The organism is Ruegeria sp. AL7 (assembly GCF_056536105.1).
In genome coordinates this window covers 1,832,357-1,853,359 of record NZ_JBQFJF010000001.1, presented here as the reverse complement: position 1 = coordinate 1,853,359, position 21,003 = coordinate 1,832,357, and the positions used below count along the sequence as shown (strand labels likewise).

The 21,003-nt window shown below is 57.3% G+C and carries 23 protein-coding genes and 1 riboswitch; of the genes, 10 read left to right on the top strand and 13 right to left on the bottom strand.

All coding sequences use genetic code 11. The features are described 5' to 3' along the window. Positions 1-11 precede the first annotated feature (11 nt). From ACR3E2_RS09220 to ACR3E2_RS09190, 7 genes are all read right to left on the bottom strand, one after another. A complete protein-coding gene (locus ACR3E2_RS09220) occupies positions 12-1,106 on the bottom strand; it encodes a Zn-dependent alcohol dehydrogenase (RefSeq protein WP_480484037.1) in 1,095 nt (364 codons plus the stop codon). A gap of 82 nt (positions 1,107-1,188) precedes the next feature. Continuing rightward, positions 1,189-2,388 carry a TCR/Tet family MFS transporter gene (locus ACR3E2_RS09215; RefSeq protein ID WP_480484036.1) on the bottom strand — a complete coding sequence of 400 codons (1,200 nt, stop codon included), beginning with the start codon at positions 2,386-2,388 and terminating at the stop codon, positions 1,189-1,191. An 86-nt stretch (positions 2,389-2,474) separates the two neighbouring features. Beyond that, entirely contained in the window at positions 2,475-3,191 is a 717-nt protein-coding gene (locus tag ACR3E2_RS09210) for an alpha/beta fold hydrolase (RefSeq protein ID WP_480484035.1), read from the bottom strand. A gap of 12 nt (positions 3,192-3,203) precedes the next feature. After that, positions 3,204-3,992: a 3-oxoadipate enol-lactonase gene (pcaD, locus tag ACR3E2_RS09205; protein ID WP_480484034.1), complete on the bottom strand. Its 789-nt coding sequence runs from the start codon at positions 3,990-3,992 to the stop codon at positions 3,204-3,206. 60 nt (positions 3,993-4,052) lie between these two features. Continuing rightward, positions 4,053-5,027 (bottom strand): threonine ammonia-lyase, encoded by a 975-nt coding sequence (locus tag ACR3E2_RS09200; protein ID WP_480484033.1) that lies wholly within the window; start codon positions 5,025-5,027, stop codon positions 4,053-4,055. Further along, complete coding sequence (locus tag ACR3E2_RS09195; protein WP_480484032.1) at positions 5,024-5,854, bottom strand: alpha/beta fold hydrolase; 831 nt, start codon at positions 5,852-5,854, stop codon at positions 5,024-5,026. The genes ACR3E2_RS09200 and ACR3E2_RS09195 overlap by 4 nt, the downstream gene beginning before the upstream one ends. Further along, positions 5,854-6,540, bottom strand: coding sequence for a haloacid dehalogenase type II (locus tag ACR3E2_RS09190; RefSeq protein ID WP_480484031.1), 687 nt, complete (start codon positions 6,538-6,540; stop codon positions 5,854-5,856). The genes ACR3E2_RS09195 and ACR3E2_RS09190 overlap by 1 nt, the downstream gene beginning before the upstream one ends. A gap of 126 nt (positions 6,541-6,666) precedes the next feature. Here ACR3E2_RS09190 and ACR3E2_RS09185 point away from each other — a divergent pair, with 126 nt between their 5' ends. Then, positions 6,667-7,095: an FKBP-type peptidyl-prolyl cis-trans isomerase gene (locus ACR3E2_RS09185; protein WP_480484030.1), complete on the top strand. Its 429-nt coding sequence runs from the start codon at positions 6,667-6,669 to the stop codon at positions 7,093-7,095. A gap of 33 nt (positions 7,096-7,128) precedes the next feature. Here ACR3E2_RS09185 and ACR3E2_RS09180 read toward each other — a convergent pair whose 3' ends face one another. The 4 genes from ACR3E2_RS09180 to fabA are packed head-to-tail and all read right to left on the bottom strand — an operon-like array spanning position 7,129 to position 9,934. After that, entirely contained in the window at positions 7,129-7,308 is a 180-nt protein-coding gene (locus ACR3E2_RS09180; RefSeq protein ID WP_267366102.1) for a hypothetical protein, read from the bottom strand. A gap of 58 nt (positions 7,309-7,366) precedes the next feature. Further along, positions 7,367-8,158, bottom strand: a complete 792-nt coding sequence (locus ACR3E2_RS09175; RefSeq protein WP_267366101.1) for an enoyl-ACP reductase FabI — start codon at positions 8,156-8,158, stop codon at positions 7,367-7,369. Positions 8,159-8,163: 5 nt separating this feature from the next. Beyond that, entirely contained in the window at positions 8,164-9,393 is a 1,230-nt protein-coding gene (gene fabB / locus ACR3E2_RS09170) for a beta-ketoacyl-ACP synthase I (protein WP_480484029.1), read from the bottom strand. Positions 9,394-9,424: 31 nt separating this feature from the next. Then, complete coding sequence (gene fabA, locus ACR3E2_RS09165; protein ID WP_209505371.1) at positions 9,425-9,934, bottom strand: bifunctional 3-hydroxydecanoyl-ACP dehydratase/trans-2-decenoyl-ACP isomerase; 510 nt, start codon at positions 9,932-9,934, stop codon at positions 9,425-9,427. A gap of 188 nt (positions 9,935-10,122) precedes the next feature. Between fabA and irrA the strand changes: the two genes are divergently transcribed. Beyond that, positions 10,123-10,539: an iron response transcriptional regulator IrrA gene (gene irrA, locus ACR3E2_RS09160; RefSeq protein WP_480484074.1), complete on the top strand. Its 417-nt coding sequence runs from the start codon at positions 10,123-10,125 to the stop codon at positions 10,537-10,539. Here irrA and ACR3E2_RS09155 read toward each other — a convergent pair. Further along, positions 10,517-11,440 (bottom strand): LysR family transcriptional regulator, encoded by a 924-nt coding sequence (locus tag ACR3E2_RS09155; RefSeq protein WP_480484028.1) that lies wholly within the window; start codon positions 11,438-11,440, stop codon positions 10,517-10,519. The two genes, irrA and ACR3E2_RS09155, sit on opposite strands and share 23 nt — an antisense overlap. A gap of 83 nt (positions 11,441-11,523) precedes the next feature. Here ACR3E2_RS09155 and ACR3E2_RS09150 point away from each other — a divergent pair, with 83 nt between their 5' ends. After that, positions 11,524-12,321, top strand: a complete 798-nt coding sequence (locus ACR3E2_RS09150; protein ID WP_480484027.1) for a phytanoyl-CoA dioxygenase family protein — start codon at positions 11,524-11,526, stop codon at positions 12,319-12,321. A 6-nt stretch (positions 12,322-12,327) separates the two neighbouring features. Here ACR3E2_RS09150 and ACR3E2_RS09145 read toward each other — a convergent pair whose 3' ends face one another. Then, the gene (locus tag ACR3E2_RS09145) at positions 12,328-13,191 is read right to left on the bottom strand and encodes a hypothetical protein (RefSeq protein ID WP_480484026.1); all 864 of its coding nucleotides are present in this window, start codon (positions 13,189-13,191) and stop codon (positions 12,328-12,330) included. Positions 13,192-13,313: 122 nt separating this feature from the next. Here ACR3E2_RS09145 and miaB point away from each other — a divergent pair, with 122 nt between their 5' ends. From miaB to metK, 7 genes are all read left to right on the top strand, one after another. Next, positions 13,314-14,633 (top strand): tRNA (N6-isopentenyl adenosine(37)-C2)-methylthiotransferase MiaB, encoded by a 1,320-nt coding sequence (gene miaB, locus ACR3E2_RS09140; RefSeq protein ID WP_480484025.1) that lies wholly within the window; start codon positions 13,314-13,316, stop codon positions 14,631-14,633. A gap of 172 nt (positions 14,634-14,805) precedes the next feature. Further along, complete coding sequence (locus tag ACR3E2_RS09135) at positions 14,806-15,570, top strand: outer membrane protein (protein ID WP_480484024.1); 765 nt, start codon at positions 14,806-14,808, stop codon at positions 15,568-15,570. A 136-nt stretch (positions 15,571-15,706) separates the two neighbouring features. Beyond that, a complete protein-coding gene (locus tag ACR3E2_RS09130) occupies positions 15,707-16,729 on the top strand; it encodes a PhoH family protein (RefSeq protein WP_209505382.1) in 1,023 nt (340 codons plus the stop codon). A 36-nt stretch (positions 16,730-16,765) separates the two neighbouring features. Beyond that, positions 16,766-17,260: an rRNA maturation RNase YbeY gene (ybeY, locus tag ACR3E2_RS09125; RefSeq protein ID WP_480484023.1), complete on the top strand. Its 495-nt coding sequence runs from the start codon at positions 16,766-16,768 to the stop codon at positions 17,258-17,260. Between the two features lie 35 nt (positions 17,261-17,295). Then, on the top strand, positions 17,296-18,183 hold the full coding sequence (locus tag ACR3E2_RS09120) for a hemolysin family protein (protein ID WP_480484022.1): 888 nt from the start codon (positions 17,296-17,298) through the stop codon (positions 18,181-18,183). Further along, positions 18,180-19,694: an apolipoprotein N-acyltransferase gene (gene lnt / locus ACR3E2_RS09115; RefSeq protein ID WP_480484021.1), complete on the top strand. Its 1,515-nt coding sequence runs from the start codon at positions 18,180-18,182 to the stop codon at positions 19,692-19,694. Before ACR3E2_RS09120 ends, lnt begins: the two co-directional genes overlap by 4 nt. A gap of 30 nt (positions 19,695-19,724) precedes the next feature. Next, positions 19,725-19,773: riboswitch (SAM-SAH riboswitch) on the top strand. A gap of 5 nt (positions 19,774-19,778) precedes the next feature. Next, a complete protein-coding gene (gene metK / locus ACR3E2_RS09110) occupies positions 19,779-20,960 on the top strand; it encodes a methionine adenosyltransferase (RefSeq protein WP_480484020.1) in 1,182 nt (393 codons plus the stop codon). Positions 20,961-21,003: the final 43 nt, after the last annotated feature.

Genomic DNA, 21,003 nt, shown 5'->3' with positions numbered 1-21,003 from the left:
GGGCCGGGGGATCAGGTTCTGTCGAACAGGATCACGTTGCGCTTGGCAGATCCGGTTTTGGTATCGGCAATGGCCTCGTTGATCTGATCCAGCGACCAGCGGCCCGAGATCAACTCGTCCAGTTTCAACCGACCTTGCTCGTAGAGGTCGATCATCCAGGGGATGTCCCGCTGAATAACCACATCACCCATTTTCGAGCCGACAACACCCTGACCCAGGGCTGCCAGAACAACCGGTTCATAGCTGGCCATGCCGCCCGAATGCGGCATTCCGATCATGATGGCCTTGCCGCCGCGGCCAAGATAGCGCGGGGCCTGATCATAGGCGGCGATTGCGCCGACAGTGATCAGAACCGCATCGGCGCCGCGCCCGCCAAGGGTATCGAACGCCGCGTTCCAGGGTTCTTGCAAGCTGGCCAGAACGCCATGGGTCGCGCCGAACTCTCTCGCGATTTCCAGCTTTTCTTCGGTCATGTCGACGGCTACGATCCGCCTTGCGCCTGCGATCCGCGCGCCCTGAATAGCGTTCAGGCCAACGCCGCCGGCGCCGATGACCACAACATCCTGACCCGGACGCAGACCGGCCGCGTTTACCGCAGCACCAACCCCGGTGATTACCCCGCAAGACAGAAGGCTAGCCAGGTCTTTGGGCAGGTTTTCGGGGATCCTGACGATTTGCCGATGGCTCACCACAACTTTTTCGGCAAACGCGCCGCAGGCCATGGCCTGTTCCAGAGGACTACCGTCAGCCGTTTTTAGCGGGCCTTTGACGGTGTCGTACGGTGTTTCGCAATTTGTCGGGTGCCCTCCGGCACAGGTGGGGCAGGACCCGCACGCGCGGATCAGGGTTACAACTACGGGCTCGCCAATCCTGAAGTCACTGGCGGCCTCTCCAACTGCGGAGATCACGCCTGCGGCTTCGTGGCCGTAAACGGCGGGCAGAAAGCCGCCCCAGGCACCTTCGGCATAGGATATGTCCGAATGGCAGATGGCTACTGCATCCAGTGTCACTTCGACCTCGCCCGTGCCGGGGGGGGCCAGCTGAACCTCTTCGATAACCAAGGGTTCGCCGAATGCCCGGCAGACTGCGGCTTTGATTGTTTGCATGTTTTCCCTCACTTCCGTTGGGCCCACGGTGGCGTGGGAAAGGATTGATCGCAAGGCAGAAACCGTCATGTGTGTGTCGTTGTTAAGCCACGACAGGCGGGGACCGGCGAAATAACACAAACCCGGCCAGCATCAGCGCCAATGCCAGCAGGAACGGAGCACCCGGCAGGTACAGCGGTGTGTCGGGGCGAATGAATTGCGCAAATACGCTGGTCATGACCAAGGGCGAAATGACCATCGAAAGCGCGTGGAGCGCGGACAATACACCCTGCAACTCTCCTTGCTGCGAATCCGGTGTCGCTTTGGACATCATTGCCTGAAGTGCCGGTGTGGTGATTGCCCCGATTGCGGTGATTGGGATGAACAAAAGCGCAATGAACCCGTTGGTCAGAAAGGCCAGAATTGCGAAGCTGAGGATTTCAAAACCCATCCCGTAGATGATGGCGCCCCGCTCGCCGCACAATCGGATTGCGGGGCGGATCAGACCGCCTTGCACAACGGCCATGCCGATCCCGTAGACGCCCAGTGACAGGCCGATCATCTGAGGGGACCAGCCGAACCGCTCGGTGGTGAAAAAGGACCAGATAGCGGGGTAGACGTATATTGAGACCGAATACAGAAAGTAGACCCACAGCATAGGCCGGATACCGGGCAGTGCAGCAATGGCGCGCAGCGAATTCACCGGGTTGGCGCGGCGCAAGTTGAAGGCGCGCCGGGTCTTGTCGGTTACGGTTTCAGGCATCACGAAACAGCCTACGGCAAAGATCAGTGCCACCAGCCCTGCCGCCACCCAAAACGGGGCACGGGTTCCATATTCGCTGAGCAACCCGCCGATCACCGGGCCGAGGACAAAACCCACGCCAAAGGCCGCGCCCAACAGGCCGAAGTTCGCGGCCTTGTCCTTGGGATCGGAGATATCCGCCATGAACGCGGCAGCGGTGGAATGTGTGGCTGCGGTTATACCGCCGACAATACGACCGGCCAGCAACAGCCAGATACTGCCGGCCACGGCCATAACCATATAATCAAGCGCCATGACGAACAGCGACACCAGTAGTACGGTTCTGCGACCATAGGCGTCGGACAGGTTTCCCAGGATTGGACCAAAGACGAACTGCATCGCCGCAAAAGCCGTACTCAGCACTCCGCCCCAGATCGCCGCATTGGCAAGTGAGCTGCCCTGCACGTCTACAATCAGTTGCGGCATGATTGGCATCACCAGACCAATGCCCATTGCGTCGATCATGACGATGCTGAGGATGAAGAGTGATGGCAGGCGCATGGGACTCGGGCAGGTGATCTGTTCGTGGCACCCTAGGCACAGTCACCGAATGTGGGAAGACAGAGTTTTACGTACAATCTGCGGTATCACCCGAATTTGCTTGCCAATTCGCTTAGCAATCCGGCCAGTTCCTGTGGATGCGAGAAAAACGGAGAATGCGAACTGTCGATGGTTAGCCGCAGGTCCTTCGGGATGAACGCGCACATGTCCGCCTGATACTCCGTGGGGATTGTTTGGTCATCCGTGGTGCGGATATAGGCCTTGGGCACTTCGTTGAAATTCGTGCCGACCGGCAGTGGTGTTTCCTGGGGGAGAATGGCCTGTGGGCACAGGCGCGCATAGGCGTAAGGCAGAATATCGTCCGGACAATCGTGATAGAACAGCCTGGGAATGGCATCTACCGACACGGTGTAAGACAGACCGTCTGCGGATTTTTCGACTGCGTGAGCAATGGTTTGCCGTGGCCCGCGCCTGCGCATATCTGCCAGCGAAAGCCCATCGTGAGGCACGTAGGCGCACAGAAAGATCAGGGCGCGCATGGCGTCCGGTCGAGCCTCGGCGGCGGCGCTGATCGGATAGCCGCCCCACGAGTGACCCACGACAATCGTATCGGGCGTGCAGGCGCTCAGAACGGCATCGCGGCAAGTGTCCAGTGTCACCTCGGACACCGGCGTTGGATCCGCACCATGGCTGGGCATGTCGATGGCCCGGGCAGAGTGTCCCAAAGCCTCAAGCGCAGGGATCAGATCGCGCCAGCACCAGGCACCGTGGCAGGAGCCGTGGACCAACAGGAAAGACGCCATCGCTGTTCTCCTTCAGATATGCCCGATATCGGTCAGAAACCGGGTCAGGATTGCTGCGTATTCTGCGGGTTTCTCGACGCAGGGCAAATGGCCAGCTCTGCGGATCAGTTCGAACCGCGATCCGGGGATCAGGTCGACAGTTTCGCGCACCAGATCGGGCGGGGTCGAGCCGTCCTCGCTTCCAGCGATGCCAAGCGTGGGAAGGCGCAGGCCGCTTGTGGGTGTATAGAAGTCGGTCCCGGCGACGGCAGCGCAACAGCCCAGATATCCGTCAAGCGGTTGGCTGATCATCATATCGCGCCATGGCAGGTGGTTTTGCGCTGCGCGGAAATCACGGGAAAACCAGCGTTCCATCGGGGCGTCTGCCACCGCTTCAATCCCGCCGCGACGCACAGCGTCGATCCGATCCTGCCAGACTGCGGGAGTGGCGATTTTGGCAGCGGTGTTCGACAGAACCTGCGCACGTATCTGATCCATACGTTTGACGGCCAGCCCCTGTGCGATCATCCCGCCAATGGACAGGCCGACAAAAACGCAGTCGCGAACCTTCAGGTGATCCAGCAGCGACTCGGCATCGCGGATCAGGGCGCCCATAGAATAAGGCGCCGGTGGAACCGAGGATTGCCCATGCCCGCGTTTGTCATACCGGATGATACGCAACCCTTTGGGCAGGTGCGGTAACACTGCGTCCCATATGTGCAGGTTTGTTCCCAATGAGTTGGCAAAAACCAGTGGCGCGCCGTCCGCCGCACCATCGACACGGTAATTCAGTTTCACGTCGCCCAGATCAGCGATCATCATGACTCAGGTCCTTGCAGCCCCGGCGTTCCAGGTGCAACTTGCACAGGTTTGGGATGCCTGTCAGGTCAGGAATTCCAACGCCCTGGCAAAAACATCCGGATCGACGTTACCACCCGATGTGACCACGATCACGTCGTCGCCCTCAATCTCGTCGCCCCGGAACAGGGCCGAGGCCAATGCGACTGCGCCGCCGGGCTCCAGCACGATCTTGAGGCGCAGGAAAGCAAGTGCCATGGCCCGCAGGGCCTCTTCTTCGGTCACCGAAATACCGGGCCCGCAAAGACGGTTTAGGATGGGAAAGGTGATGTCGCCGGGTTGCGGTGTCAGGATGGCATCGCAAATATTGCCTGATGCCGCGTTGTTGTTCTGAATCCGTCCTGTCGCCAGTGATCGTTTGACGTCATCGAACCCTTCCGGTTCGCACGGGCGTGCCCTTAGGTCGGGGGCGTGTTTTTCCAATGCCAGTGCAATGCCAGAGGTGAGGCCGCCACCGCCGCAACAGACCAGAACATCCGCCTGAGATAACCCAAGTTCCGCGGCCTGTCTGGCGATTTCCAAGCCGGTGGTACCTTGCCCGGCAATCACCTGAGGTTCGTCATATGGCCGGATCAGAGTCAGCCCGCGTTCGGCGGCGATGGTCTCCCCGATCTCTTCACGGCTTTCGTTTGCACGGTCGAAAAGAACGACCTCACCTCCAAGCGCGCGGGTGTTTTCGATTTTCAGGTGTGGCGCGTCCGACGGCATGACAATGACCGAAGCAATACCGTGTTTCGCCGCCGCCATCGCAACGCCTTGTGCGTGATTGCCCGAAGAATATGCAATCACGCCGCGCTGGCGTGTGTCTTCATCCAGCGCGGATATGGCAGACCAAGCTCCCCGAAACTTGAAACTGCCCGTATGTTGCAGGCATTCCGGCTTGACCCAAATCCGGCGCCCGGCGATCGCGTCTAGAAATGGCGACGACAGAATTGGTGTCTCGCGGACATGTCCTTTAAGCCGTATGGCCGCGGCTTCGATCATTTCAAATGTGCTCATGCAGCGTTCTTCAATACCTTTTTGATGACATCCAGAGATTGCGGCTCATTCAGGAATGGAACATGCCCGCGATCCGGTACTTCGGCCGAGATCAGACCGGGATGCCGCCGGTGCATCTTAGCCAGTGTTTCTGCGCTCAGAACGTCCGAGTTTGCGCCCCTGATCGCGCCGCATGGAATATTGCGCAGCGCTTCAAAAAACAACCAATAGTCGGGTATAGCACCGCTCGCGGCCTGTTCCAGAAGCGCCTTGCGCAGGGCCGGATCATAGCGCAGCGCCAGCCCGTCCCTTTGTTGTTCGTATTGAATTTCGGCCTGTTTGCGCCAGATCTCCAGCGGAACCCTGGGAAATTGCGGCTCCATCATATGTTTCAGGGCGGCAGCAGCTTCGTCATGGGTTTTCGCGGTGGGTTGTGCGCCCACATAGGCCATGATCTTGGCGATGCCTGACGTCTCGATGACGGGCCCCACATCGTTTAGGATCACACCGGCCAAACGTTCGGGGTGGCTTGCCGCCAGTGCCATGGCAATCAGCCCGCCCCGCGAGGTGCCCAGAATGACCGCTTTTTCGATGCCCAGAAAATCCAGCAGTTCAATCGCGTCATGGGATTCACGAAAGATGTTGTAGTTCATGAAATCGGGGTCGTAGTCTGAGCGGCCGCGCCCCCTGTAATCCATCGCAATCATGCGCAGCTCAGTGGCATGTGGTGCGAAATACGAAAAATCCCGGCTGTTTCTGGTCAATCCGGCCAGACACAAAAGCGGCGTGCCCGATCCATGGTCTTCGAAATAGATGCGCTTGCCGTCCGAAGTCGTAAAGTCTGACATCAAAGACCAGCCAGCTTGGGAATGGTGGTCAAATCAGACAGAACATGCGCTGGCGTCCACGGCAGCCGGTCCATTGGTTCCCCGATCCGATTGACCCAGGCGGTGACAAAACCATAACCGCTGGCCCCCGCGGCATCCCAGCCGTTTGAACTGACGAACAAGACTTCGTCGCGGGCGCAGTCAAACCTGTTCTGAACCAGATCATAGACACGGGAATGGGGCTTGAAGACCCCAACGCTTTCGACCGACAGCACGTCATCCAGCACATCGCCGATCCCGGCGGATTGAACAGCACCGTCCAGCATGGGCGGTGATCCGTTGGACAGGATGGCAGTCTGCATCCCGCCATCCTTGAGGGCATTCAGCATGACAGGAACTTCGGGATAGGCCTGTAACTCCCAATAAAGATCCAGCAGGCGTTGGCGCAATTCTGGGTTGCCCTGAAGGCCGGCAGCTTCCAGCGCCCAGTCCAGCCCGTCCTGCGTGACATCCCAAAAATCCGCATGGGCATCCGCCACAGCGCGCAGCCATGTGTATTGCAATTGCTTCAGGCGCCAATGTCCCGCGACCTCGGGCCATTTGTCTTTCAGGGCTTCGAACCCCGGCTCGCCTGCCGCCTGCCGGGCGGCGGCCGCTACGTCAAACAGCGTTCCGTAGGCGTCGAACACGCAGGTCGTGATTGCCATATGACCCTCCTTTGATTGCGCGCAGGTTGGCACAACGCGAAAGGGGGGGAAAGGGCCAAGGGTTTACAACTTTGTGTCAATCTCTAGGGTTGGCCGCTTAACCCCTAAAAACGGCCGGAGGCCACTATGACCGAAATCAAGCAAGGTGACACGGTTCGCATCCATTACACAGGGACATTGTTGGATGGCAAAGTCTTTGACAGTTCGGATGGGCGCGATCAGTTGGAGTTCGTGGTAGGATCGGGCCAGATCATTCCCGGTCTGGACAGTGCCATGCCCGGTTTGTCCGCAGGTGACAAGAAACGGGTCGAGATTGCCTGCACCGACGCTTACGGCCCGATCAACCCTGCGATGCGTCAGGAAATCCCCCGCGAGGGTATTCCCGAGGATATTCCGCTGGATCCGGGCACTCAACTGCAGATGCAGACACCAGACGGTCAGGCCGTACCTGTGACAGTTGTGGACGCCAACGAAGCGATTGTGACCCTGGATGGAAACCATCCGTTGGCCGGTCAGGATCTGGTGTTTGAGATTGAAGTCGTCTCGATCAATTGAGACATAGTTCGGGTTGGAACGCCCGCCCGGGCTTCAGCCGATCAAAGCTTCAACAGCTGCGCGCACCTGTGGCTGGGTGAAAAAGACAAACACCAGCAGCAATGATGTCAGCGCGAGCAGCAGCACTCTGGCCCGCTGGCTGAGGAAACCGGACTTTTTCCGGCTTTGCACTGATCGTGCGTTGTTTGCAATGATTTGATCTAGCTTGCTCATACCGAAGTCCTGCCGCCCAAAGATGGTGAAATCTTGGCGGCGGCAGGGAAAGATATGGTCACATGAAATCGGGTTGCGGCATGCCCAGTACGTGGAAACCCCCATCAACGCGGATGATTTCGCCAGACGTGCAGGCTCCCGCATCAGATGTCAGGTAAACTGCGGTCCCGCCAACAGCTTCCAGAGTGGCATTCGAACGCATCGGCGCATTCTGATCGCAGAACTTATATGTCCTGCGCGCCCCGCCAATGGCGGCACCGGCAAGGGTTTTCATCGGTCCCGGTGAGATTGCGTTCACGCGGATACCATCCGGGCCAAGGTCATTGGCCAGATAACGGGTCGCCGATTCCAGCGCCGCCTTGGCAACACCCATGACGTTGTAGTTCGGTACCACCCGGTTTGATCCCTGATAAGTCAGCGTCAGCAGCGAGCCCCCATTGTCCTTCATCATCGGATAGGCGCGGCGTGCCACCTCGATAAAGGAATAGGCCGACACGTCCATCGAGTGTTTGAAGTTCGCCCGCGTGGTATTCAGAAACCGGCCTGTCAGCTCGGATTTATCCGAATACGCAATGGCATGAACAACAAAGTCGATGGTGGGCCAACGCTGGGCCAGTTCACCAAAGGCACGATCCAGTGACTCGTCGTCGGTCACATCGGCATCCACCATGAAATCGCTGCCAAGGCTTTGAGCGAGAGGTTCCAGCCGTTTGCCGAAAGCCTCGCCCTGATAGGTGAAGGCCAGTTCTGCGCCTGCCTCGTGCATGGCCTTGGCAATGCCCCACGCGATTGAGCGGTCATTGGCCACGCCCATGATCAGGCCGCGCTTACCTTTGAGAAGATCCGACATCACTTTCACCCGTTATACTTAGACAGAATCATGGACCCGTTGGTGCCGCCAAAGCCGAAGCTGTTGGTCATGACACTGTCCAGTCCTGCGTTTTCAACCACTTCAGTTGCAATTTCACCGGGCAGGATGCCTTGGGCGAGTGTGTCGACATTGATCGACGGCGTAATGAAATCATTGTCCAGCATGAGTAGGCAGAAGATCGCCTCAAGCGCTCCTGCCGCGCCTTGCGCGTGGCCAGTCATTGATTTGGTCGAGGAAATCGGTGGCACGTTACCTTCACCGAAGATTCGGCGCACAGCCTCTACTTCACCCACGTCACCGACAGGTGTCGAGGTCCCATGTGCGTTGATATAGCCAACTTTGCGACCTTCGGGCAGTGTGTCCAGCGCCAGCCGCATTGCGCGCTCGCCGCCTTCACCCGAAGGGGCCACCATGTCGTGGCCATCCGAGGTAGCAGCATAGCCGGTGACTTCGGCATAAATCTTTGCGCCGCGGGCCAGAGCGTGCTCCATCTCCTCCAGAACGAGGATGCCGCCGCCACCGGAAATCACAAACCCGTCACGGTTTTCGTCAAACGCGCGCGAGGCTTTCTCGGGCGCGTCGTTATATTTTGACGACATCGCGCCCATTGCATCGAACAGGCACGAAAGTGTCCAGTCCAGTTCCTCGCCGCCGCCAGCGAACATGACGTCCTGCTTGCCCAGCATGATCTGTTCGGCCGCGTTGCCGATGCAATGTAGCGAGGTCGAGCAGGCCGAGGTGATCGAATAGTTGATACCCTTGATCTTGAATGCGGTCGCCAGGTTTGCCGAGATTGTCGAGCACATGCATTTCGGCACTGCGAACGGACCGATCCGCTTGGTCGCGCCTGTCTTCAGAACGGTCTGATGCGCCGTCAGCATCGCGCTTGTCGACGGGCCGCCAGAGCCCGCAACCAGTCCGGTGCGGGGATTAACGATCTGGTCTTCGGTCAGCCCGGAATCGGCAATCGCCTGGCTCATGGCGATATGTGCATAGGCGGCCCCGGGACCCATGAATCGCAGGGTACGTTTGTCCACGTGTTCAGCCACGTCAATCTTGAGCGTACCCGCGATCTGACTGCGAAACCCGTGTTCCACCATCTGTTCGCTGGCTTCGATCCCGGATTTACCAGCTTTAAGCGAGGCCAGAACCTCTTGGGCATTATTCCCGATCGAAGACACTACCCCCAGACCGGTGACGACTACTCGACGCATGTGCGCACTCCTTATTTCGGGTCGGTCAGGCTCAGGCCTCGGACAGAACGACCTTCATATCTTTGACATCATAGATCATCTCGCCATCGGCTTCGACGATTCCATCTGCCACACCCATGGTCAGGCGACGTGTCTGAATCGCTTTTTTGAAATCGATTTTATACGTTAGCATCTTGCGGTCGGGACGAACCATACCGGTCAGTTTCACTTCGCCCACGCCGACAGCCATGCCGCGCCCTTGCCAGCCACGCCAACCCAGGTTGAAACCGGTCAGCTGCCATAGACCGTCAAGGCCCAGGCAGCCCGGCATAATTGGGTTGCCGGGAAAATGGCAGTCAAAGAACCAAAGGTCAGGGGTGATATCGAACTCGGCCAGCACATGGCCCTTACCGTGCAGGCCACCGTCTTCCGAGATGTCGGTAATCCGGTCCATCATCAGCATTGGCGGGGCGGGCAATTGTGCATTGCCGGGGCCAAATAATTCGCCGCGGGCGCATTTCAGCAGATCGTCTTTGTCAAAACTGCTTGGGAACTGGGCCATTCTTGCCGCCTCTCCTGCCGTGGGTCCGTTCGTTATATCTGGCCTCGTCTAGCACCCGTTTGCAAGGTCCTGCAAGAGCAGCGGCTACATCATGTTGTGTATGCCGCGTTCTTTGCGAATGAATTTCATTTGAAATTGCCAACCATGCGCTCCTATATATAATGGAAGTGACTATGGGTATTGGATCAATGACACCGCAGAGCGGCGAAATAGCAACGGGTTGGCTGGTGAACGCCGGCCTGCGTCCGACGCGTCAGCGTGTGGCGTTGGCTGAGCTTCTGGTGGGCGATGGCCGCCATCGTCACGTCACCGCCGAGAGCCTGTTTGAATCGGCCAAGGAGAATGGTGACGCTGTGTCACTGGCGACGGTATACAATACCCTGCGCGCGTTTTGCGACGCCGGCGTTCTGCAGGAAATTACTGTGGACGGGTCAAAAAGCTATTTCGACACGAACACGCATGACCACCCTCATTTTTATTGGGAAGACGAGGCGCGCCTTAGTGATGCGCCGTCTGACCAATTGGTGATCCAACGCCTGCCTGAAGCGCCCGAGGGGGTCGAGATTGCCTCGGTCGACGTTGTCATTCGCCTGCGCAAAAAGTAGCGCCAATACCGCCTTTCAAACTCGCCAACAACAAACGTTCAACCTGATCAATGGTCGCGTCAGCTGGCCCTGTTCCGTGGCGCGCAAGAACAACGGACTCAGTTGCGTCCTGATCGCTGATCGGAACACTGACAAGACGTTTATTGTCATAACTGACCGGGTTGAGCGGGCTGGTATAGCTGATCCCGATCCCTTCGCCATGGGCGGCAAGACTGCGCTGAATCTCAATCGACGCCGCCCTATGCGCGACAGTCGGGTGCAGACCGTTGCGCCGAAAGAGGCTGAGGATGTGTTGTGCCGACCAGCCTTCTGTTGAAAGGATCAACGGGTGAGCAGCCAAGTCAGCCAGTGAGACCGTGCCTGCTGTCGCCAATAGATGATCCGGGGGCATAAGGGCCTTTGGCCGACTGTCGAACAGTTTTGCTCGTGTGAACCCCGCATCCATTGTCAGCTCGTAAGTGATGGCAATATCGATCTGGCCATCAATCAATCTGTTCAGCAGCCCTTCAAAGGACGCAGCAAAGTAAGTGATAGCGATGTTTGGAAAAGCATCGCGCAAATGGTGCAGGGCGGGTGCCAGCAGGAAGGGGGCGAGGTCCGTAAAACACCCCAGTCTTAGACGTGTCGTGCCCGGCGACGGTGTTTCTGATGACTCGATTTGGGCTGCGTCTTTCAGAAGGGTCTCGGCCTGATCGATGAATTTTCTCCCCTGAGGCGTCAGCGCCATGGCCGAGCCTCGGCGGCGGATAAACAGCGGGTGTCCCAAATGTGCTTCGACACGCGTCAGGGCTGTGGACAGGGCCGGTTGCGATACATTCAGGTATTGTGCGGCTGCGGACAGGCTGCCGTGGCGCCCGACCGCGCAAACATATTCGTACTGACGCAGTGAAATGTATAACATAAAGTTAATTATAACTTCGAAAGATATGATTTGAACAGAACACTCCTTCAACGCAAAAGATTGGAAAACGAATGGAGACCCGGATGCCTCACCCGCTTGTAACTCAAGAGATGATCACAACGTATCAGGATGATGGCGTCGTTCTGATCAAAGGGCTGTTTGCAGATTATGTGGATCAACTGCGCGACGGCATTGCCGCGAATATGGCAGAGCCTGGCCCGTATGCATCAGAAAACAAGAAAGAGGGTCAAACGGGTCTGTTCTTTGACGATTATTGCAACTGGACCCGCATCCTGCAGTTCCGCGAGGTGATCGAAAACTCGCCCGCGGCCGAGGTCGCAGCGGACCTGATGCAGTCGAAAAGTGTTCAGGTGTTTCACGACCACGTATTGGTAAAAGAGCCCGGGACATCCATGGCCACGCCCTGGCATCAGGATGGCCCATATTACTTCGTTGAGGGTCAGCAAACCATCAGCTTCTGGTCTCCGCTGGATCCGGTCAGGCAGGCGACGTTGCGCTGTGTCGCGGGCTCTCACCGGTGGGAGAAAGAGGTGCTGCCAACCCGCTGGGTTTCTGAGGAAGGTTTTTTCCCGGATGAAGGCCAGTACATCCCCGTGCCGGACCCGGATGCCGAGGGCATGAAGGTCGTCGAATTCGAAATGGACCCCGGTGACGCCGTTGCCTTCAATTATCGCACCCTTCACGGTGCGCGAGGAAACCACTCGGACAGCCGTCGCCGCGCCTTTTCTCTGCGGCTGGTCGGCGATGACGCAAGGTATGTAGAGCGTCCAGGCAGAACCTCTCCACCGTTTCCCGGCCATGACATGACGCCGGGGCAGCGTCTGCGAGAAGACTGGTTTCCGGTCCTGTTTCAGCGCTGAGGCGCTTCAGAACCATTGGCCTGATTCGATCAGGCCCAGATCCAGCAGCTGCCGCGAGTGCCATTCAAAAGGCACGGAGTTGCGCCAGCTAAAACTTGGAATGTCAAAAGTCGACCCGGCATTTGTTTTGAGCGCCTTCGCGGCGCGGAAGGAACAGATAGCCGCGGTCACGTTGTGATGCCATGGGCAGGAATAGGTATTGTATTCCGGCTCATTGAACGTGTGGTCGGATTTCAGGATCAGGCCCTTTTGCGCCTTGAACAGGGCGATGCGGTCGATGCGACGGCGTTCATAGGGAATGTGATCCTCGAACCGCCAGCGCAAGCCACCTGACAGGTCCACCTGACGGTCCAGTGGTTGGCCATCAGGGTCGTGGCGTGATTGGGCATAGTAACCCGTTTTGTCGAACAAAGCCTGTTCGGGGGCGACACCGTTGGGAAAAGCGGTCAGGTCCTCGGCATAAAGGTCGATGACGTAGCTCAGCATCGCATTGCGGCGTTCTTCGCTGTGAAAGGCCAGCATTTCGCCAATGCTGCGCGTTTCGCAAAACGGAAAGAACAGGTATTCGGCGTTATAGCAGTAGTACATCCAGATGCCGGGCGCGGCCTGAGTTATTCTGTTCAGGGTATCGAAAACCACCGTTCGGGGAACGCACTTCAAGGTGACCCGATGCACCCGGTCGGTCAACGCGGGCTCCAGTCGGAACTCCTGAGGCATGAAGGCGATAACGGATTTGAACCCTAGTTTCAGATGGTGATGCAGAGTACTTTCCAACTCGACCTCATCCTCGGCAAAGACCATCGCAACGGGGCCTTGCGCCATTGCGGGTTGCCCGGCTTTCAGGAAATGGTCGAGGGAATCGTATTGCATCGGCTGTTTTCAGTTTTGTCTTGCTGGAAAGTTCCGCCAAATTCGGGTAATTGCGCCCGCATTGCAAGCGGCGTTCGAAGCATATAGACGACGCCGGTCCAGCGAATGCAAAGGCCCGTCTCATGTCCGAACCGAAGAAGCTGTTTATCAAGACCTATGGCTGTCAGATGAATGTCTATGACAGTGAACGCATGTCCGAGGCGCTGGGCGGGCAGGGCTACGTTGAAACCCAGACCCCCGAAGATGCGGATATGATCCTGCTGAACACGTGCCACATCCGCGAGAAAGCGGCAGAAAAAGTGTATTCCGAACTGGGGCGCTTCAAGGGTCTGAAGGCCGAGAAGCCTGATCTGAAAATCGGCGTGGCGGGCTGTGTTGCTCAGGCGGAAGGCGAAGAGATCATGCGCCGCCAGCCTTTGGTTGATCTGGTGGTAGGTCCGCAAAGCTATCACCGCCTGCCCGAGATGGAGGCAAAGACCCGAGCGGGCGAAAAGGCGCTGGACACGGATTTCCCCGAAGAAGACAAGTTCGAAAAATTGAAAAACCGCCCCAAGGCCAAGCGCGGACCGACGGCGTTTTTGACTGTTCAGGAGGGCTGCGATAAATTCTGCGCCTTCTGCGTGGTTCCTTATACACGCGGTGCTGAAGTCAGCCGCCCAGCCGATCGCATCATCCGCGAAGCCCATGATCTGGTCGAACGCGGGGTACGCGAGATCACGTTGCTGGGCCAAAACGTCAACGCCTATCACGGTGCCGGGGCGAATGGTGACATGACGCTTGCCGGCTTGATCTGGGAACTGAACAAGGTCGACGGGCTGGAACGCATCCGCTTTACCACCTCGCACCCAAACGACATGGCCGACGATCTGATCGAGGCGCATGGCACCTGTGACAAGCTGATGCCTTATCTGCACCTGCCGGTTCAGTCGGGTTCGGACCGTATCCTCAAGCGGATGAACCGTAGCCATACGGCAGAAAGCTATCTGCGGCTGGTCGAACGCATTCGTGCGGCGCGTCCAGATATCGTGATGTCGGGGGACTTCATTGTTGGTTTCCCAGAAGAGACCGAAGATGATTTTCAGGCCACGATGGATTTGGTCGAAGAGGTCAAATACGGCTATGCCTATTCCTTCAAATACTCCACACGTCCAGGAACCCCGGCAGCTGAACGGTCGCAGGTTGATCCGGCTGCGGCAGATGAACGGTTGCAGCGGCTTCAGGCCTTGATCACGCGCCATCAGCGAGAGATTCAGGACGGTATGGTTAGACGCACTGTCCGCGTTCTTTTCGAAAAACCGGGTCGCTTGTCCGGGCAGATGGTTGGAAAGTCCGAATATTTGCATTCGGTGCACGTAAAAGGACCAGAGATCGCCACGGGTGACTTGAGAGAAGTCCGGATCACTGAGTCCGGGGCGAATTCTCTGGCCGGTGAGTTGTTGTAGGTCGGTGTAAACACCTCCCGGACACCATAGTTGGTGTTTGTTTCCAAAATTTACCCTTGATTTATTGCTTGGAACTATGCTCCGAGAGGAGCCATGGTTTTTTGGGCGCAAGGATCTGCGTCTGCAAATCGGCGATATGCCGGTCCCGGAAAACGGGATGAGGGAGGTACGAGTGTCGACTATCAAGAGCTTTGGGAGCCTGAGCAGGTTGAGAACACTGACGTTAACTGCCGCTGTTACACTGATTGCCGGCGCATCCATTGCCGGTGATTTGAAAGGTGACATAAGCGATCCGGAAGTGGTCAGCCCGAAAAGATTCAGCAGCGATGTCCGCGCTTTTTACCTGGGACTTACCGGCGGTTATGGCTCTGGCGGGGACGATCGGTTTGGCCTGACAACGCCCAGCAGGCAGTTTGATATCGGTGATCAGGACTTGTCGGGGACATACGGGGGGCTCCGGGGGGGGTGGCGTGGTATTTTACCTGCTACCGGTGGGCGCGACTATGTCTATGGCTTTGAAGTCGGGTATGAGTTCGGTTCCCTGGACGACACTGTCAGCAGGCGGATCGGCGGCGTCAATGTGCAAGGCGGAACAGAGATTTCGGATGTTCTGGCATTCCGATTTCGTAATGGTCTGACAAACCGCAGCGGACGAATTCTGTATTTCTTCAGTGTCGGATATCTATGGGGCGATGTGGAAACAACCAACAGCTTGGCATTGGGCCCGACGGTTCAGAATTTCTCGGCGTCAGATCGGCGGAACGGTTATTCGGCAAGCATAGGGGCCGAGCACAAGTTGTCCGACAACTGGTCGATTACGGGCGAATATGAATATGTCCAATTCCAATCAAAAAACGTCCAGTTCAGTTCTGGCTTTTCCACAAAGTCCACACCAAAATACAGCGGTTTGAGATTCGGGCTGAACTATACCTTCTGATGTTCGCCCAATCGGCAACCGATCACCGTTAAATCGGCTGTTATGACATCTCAGCGTTTATTTTTGAAACTGTGGCTTGCGCCTACCAAGATTTGTTGTCTACGCTCGGAGTGAACAGCCAAGACAGGAGAGCGGATTGGCCATCGGTGCCCTGACCCCACCGCAAGATGAAATGCCCCAACACGAGGCGTTCGTAGAATTTCCCGACAACCGATTGCTGATTGACCTGTGCGGTGAATATGACCGCAATCTGGCCGAGATCGAAACAAAGCTTTCGGTCCAGATTGTGCGCCGCGGCAATCAGCTTGTTGTGATGGGCGATGAAGATGCTCAGAAACAGGCGGTTGAGGTACTTCAATCGCTGTATACAAGGCTTGAAGGTGGGCGCGAGGTTGAGGCCGCAGACGTCGATCGCGAGTTGAGGATGGGTGTTTCAGAACAGGGAACCGGAAGCCGGGATGGCGACCAGCTTGAAATGTTCAAGGGCGGTTCGGTCGAGATCAAGACCCGCAAGAAGCTGGTTGAACCGCGCACCGACGCCCAGAAAGCCTATGTCCAGTCACTGTTCAACAATGAGCTGGCCTTTGGAATTGGTCCCGCGGGGACGGGTAAGACCTATCTGGCAGTGGCGGTCGGGGTTTCGATGTTCATCGGCGGACATGTGGATCGAATCATCCTGAGCCGTCCGGCGGTCGAGGCGGGCGAAAAACTGGGTTATTTGCCGGGTGACATGAAGGACAAGGTCGACCCTTACATGCAACCGCTTTATGACGCGTTGAACGATTTTCTGCCCGGAAAACAGTTGGCCAAACTGATCGAAGAGAAACGAATCGAAATCGCTCCGCTGGCCTTTATGCGTGGTCGTACGCTGGCCAACGCATTTGTTGTTCTGGATGAAGCTCAAAACGCCACCACGATGCAGATGAAGATGTTTCTGACCCGTCTGGGTGAAGGAAGCCGCATGGTCATCACCGGCGACCGGTCACAGGTAGATTTGCCGCGTGGCGTTCAATCGGGCCTGGCGGATGCTGAGAGGTTGTTGAAAACGATCCCGAATATCAGTTTTAACTACTTCACCTCGAAAGACGTGGTGCGCCACCCGCTTGTCGCTGCGATCATCGAGGCGTATGAGGCCGATGCGGGCCGTGAAACCACGTGAGCACATAGCCCGTTAACGAGGCTGTTGTGCGGTAAGATGACCCTGGATCTCATTTTCGAAGACGAAAGGTGGCAAGATCTTGAGGTCTTGTCACAAAAGGCGATTAACGCCGTTCTGACCCATTGCGGTTTGACCCCGGAGCTGTGCGAAGTCAGTATTCTGGGGTGCAACGATGCGCGGATTTCCGAACTGAACGCAGAATTTCGGGGCAAACCGACGCCCACCAATGTGCTGAGCTGGCCTGCGGAAGACCTGGCTCCGAACGAGGCAGGGCAATCACCACGCCTGCCAGAGCCGGACTTTACCGGCGAGATTGTTCTGGGCGATGTTGCGATTTCCTATGACACCTGCGCCCGAGAGGCGGCCGAAGCCAACAAGGCAATGAGTGATCACGTGACCCATTTGCTTGTTCACGGAACGTTGCATTTGCTGGGTTATGATCACATTCGTGACCCCGATGCCACCTTGATGGAAGGGATTGAGGTCAAGATACTTGGCAAATTGGGTATTGATGACCCATATAAGGTATAATGTGGGTTCAAGACCCGATCAGTTGGAACAAGGTAATGGGCGATATAGAAGGCAGTTCTAGGGCGGCGCAAAGCGCGCAACCTCAGGACAGCAGTACTGAAACGGAAGAGAAAACCGGTTTGTTTTCTCGAATCCTCGAAGTGTTTTCGAGCGATGATACTCAACCGGACCAGACGGTGAACGGACAAAACGCGGCTGTGGCGCAGCCACGCGGGATGATTAACCTGCGCCGGATGCGCGTTGAGGATGTTGCCATCCCTACCGCTGAAATTGTCTCGGTACCTTCGACGATCACAAAAGATGAACTGGCGGACGTTTTCCGAAGCAGTGGTATGTCGAGGATTCCAGTCTATGAGGGAACCTTGGATACACCGCTTGGTTTTGTTCACCTCAAGGATTTTGCTCTGACCCACGGTTTCAACGGTGGGGGTAAAAAGTTTGATCTGACCTCTATGCTGCGGACGCTATTGTTCGTGCCGCCATCCATGCCAATCGGCGTCTTGTTGACCAAGATGCAAACCGAGCGGCGTCACATGGCATTGGTGATTGATGAATATGGCGGCGTTGATGGTCTGCTGACGATCGAAGACCTGATCGAGCAGGTCGTAGGTGAAATCGCTGACGAGCACGATGCGGATGAAGACCAGCTTTGGGTGCAGGAAAAGCCCGGATGCTATGTGGTACAGGCGCGTGTGCCGCTCGAAGATTTCGAGGCCGAGATTGGCCGGTCTCTGACCAGTCATGAAGACGTCGACGAAGAGGAAATCGATACTCTGGGCGGGCTTGTCTTTATGCTCTCCGGCCGCGTTCCGGCGCGGGGTGAGGTTGTCATTCACCCAGAGGGCCCGGAATTCGAAGTGATCGAAGCCGATCCACGCCGAATCAAACGGCTGCGCGTCATGCTGCCGGACGTTGCTGCATGACCCCAGTAAGGGGCTGGCCATTATCGTTGAGATTGTTGGTCGCTGCCACCCTTGGCGGGGCAGGCGCGTTTGGTCAGGCGCCTCATCTGTTTTGGGGCGCAACCGTTTTGGCTCTGGTCCTGATTGTGCCAATTTTCCTTGCCAGCGAAACCCGAAGCCGGGCGGCATGGGTCGGCTGGGCCTTCGCGACCGGCTATTTTGCCCATGCCCTTGGCTGGATCATTGAGCCGTTTCAGGTGGATGCTGAACGCCATGCCTGGATGGCCCCGTTTGCGTTAGTATTCTTGGCGGGCGGACTGGCCTTGTTCTGGGCTGCCGCCTTTGGCCTGTCGCGAAAAATTGGTGCCACGCCCATTTGTCAGGGCATATTACTAGTTGCAGTCTTGTCCCTGGCCGAGGTGGCGCGTGGATATGTGATGACCGGCTTTCCATGGGCTGGCGTCGCGCAGATCTGGGTGGATACACCGGTGGCTCAGGTGCTGTCTCTGGTTGGGCCAAATGGGTTGAACGCGCTGACCTTTGCCGCAACATTCCCAATTGGCGTGGCATTGGCGCAGGATAAACCCTTGAACGGTTTGGCGCGGACCCTGGGTTTTACCGGCGTGATGGCAGCGATGGCGATTGCCTACGGGTTGACGCGACCCGTCGTTCAGGACGGTTCACATCTGGTTCGCGTGGTCCAGCCGAATGCCCCCCAGCACCAAAAATGGGATCCGGCATATGCGCCTTTGTTTTTCGCGCGTCAGGTTGAATATACCGCAGCCTTTCCCAGACCCGACCTGATTGTCTGGCCCGAGACCGCAGTTCCAGCTTGGTTAGGTAGCGCACAACCGTTTCTGTCAACTGTTGCGGATGCCGCGCAGGGTGTGCCGGTGATATTGGGGATTCAGCGCGCAGAAGGCCCGAGAATCTTCAACTCGCTGGTCTATCTGGATGAAACCGGGCGTCAGGCAGGGTTGTATGACAAACACCACTTGGCGCCTTTCGGTGAATACGTCCCCTTGGGTGACCTGATGGGGCGTTTCGGGGTCAGTGGTCTGGCGGCCACAACCGGGCACGGGTTCAGCGCGGGGCCGGGCCCCGCCCTGTTGGACCTCGGCAAGCTTGGAAACGCATTGCCCCTGATTTGCTACGAAGCCATTTTCCCGCAAGATGTGAATGGTGCGCCGGGTCGGGCTGACTTCTTATTGCAGATCACAAATGACGCGTGGTTTGGTACGCGGTCGGGACCGTTTCAACACCTGGTGCAAGCCCGGATGAGGGCAATTGAGCAGGGCTTGCCGATGATACGTTCGGCCAATACCGGTGTATCGGCCATAATTGACCCATTGGGTCGGGTGACTGCGTCGTTGGCTCTGGGTGAGGCAGGATATGTGGACGCCGCGTTGCCGCAACCACACCGTCGCACGACTTATGCACGTATCGGGGACAGTCCGATCGTTGTTGTCTTACTGTTTATTCTGGCGATGGCGCTGTTTGGTACTCGCGGCAACCGGGCAATTAGAGATTGACCCCAACTTTGGGCAAGCGTATGCGTCTGTGGTCTGCCACAACGGCTTCCTGGCGTGGCGGAGAAACCTTAATGGAGCACATTTATGTCCCGACAGAACTATACTTTTACTTCGGAATCCGTTTCTGAAGGGCACCCGGATAAGGTCTGTGACCGTATCTCGGATGCTGTCCTTGATGCATTTCTAAACGAAGAGCCTGAGGCGCGCGTGGCCTGCGAAACCTTTGCCACGACCAACCGCATCGTTATCGGTGGCGAAGTTGGTCTGTCGGACAAGGACAAACTGCATGACTACATGAGCCGCATCGACGAAATTGCGCGCGAGTGCGTGAAAGACATCGGATATGAGCAGGACAAGTTCCACCACGAAACAGTCGAGGTGACGAACCTTCTGCACGAACAATCCGCCCATATCGCGCAGGGCGTGGATGCCGCGGACAACAAGGACGAAGGCGCTGGCGACCAGGGCATCATGTTTGGCTTTGCCACAACAGAAACGCCTGCGCTTATGCCTGCGCCGATCCAGTATTCGCACGCAATCCTGCGGCGTCTGGCCGAAGTGCGCAAGAACGGCACCGAGCCTGCACTGGGGCCGGATGCGAAATCTCAGTTGTCCGTCGTTTATCAAGACGGCAAACCAGTCGGCGTCAGCTCGATCGTTCTGTCGACGCAGCATCTGGATGAGGCGCTGACGTCGGATGACATCCGCGCCATCGTTGAACCTTATATCCGTGAAACTCTGCCCGAAGGCTGGTTGTCGGCTGATACCGAATGGCACGTCAACCCGACCGGAAAATTCGTTATTGGCGGGCCGGATGGCGACGCTGGTCTGACCGGTCGTAAGATCATCGTGGATACCTATGGTGGCGCAGCCCCGCATGGTGGCGGCGCATTCTCGGGCAAAGATCCGACCAAGGTTGACCGTTCGGCGGCCTATGCCGCGCGCTATCTGGCGAAAAACGTCGTAGCCGCCGGTATGGCCGAGCGCTGCACCATTCAGTTGAGCTATGCCATTGGCGTATCGAAGCCGCTGTCGATCTATGCAGACACGCATGGCACGGGTCAGGTTGCAGATGCGGCGATCGAAAAAGCAGTTGGCCAGATCATGGATCTGACACCCCGCGGTATTCGTCAGCACCTTCAGCTGAACAAGCCGATCTACCAGCGTACAGCGGCTTACGGGCACTTTGGTCGCGAACCGGATGCGGATGGCGGTTTTAGCTGGGAACGCACTGATCTGGTCGACGCACTGAAATCAGCAGTTTGATCTGAAAAATCCAAAGCGCGCCTTCAGGGGCGCGCTTTTTCTT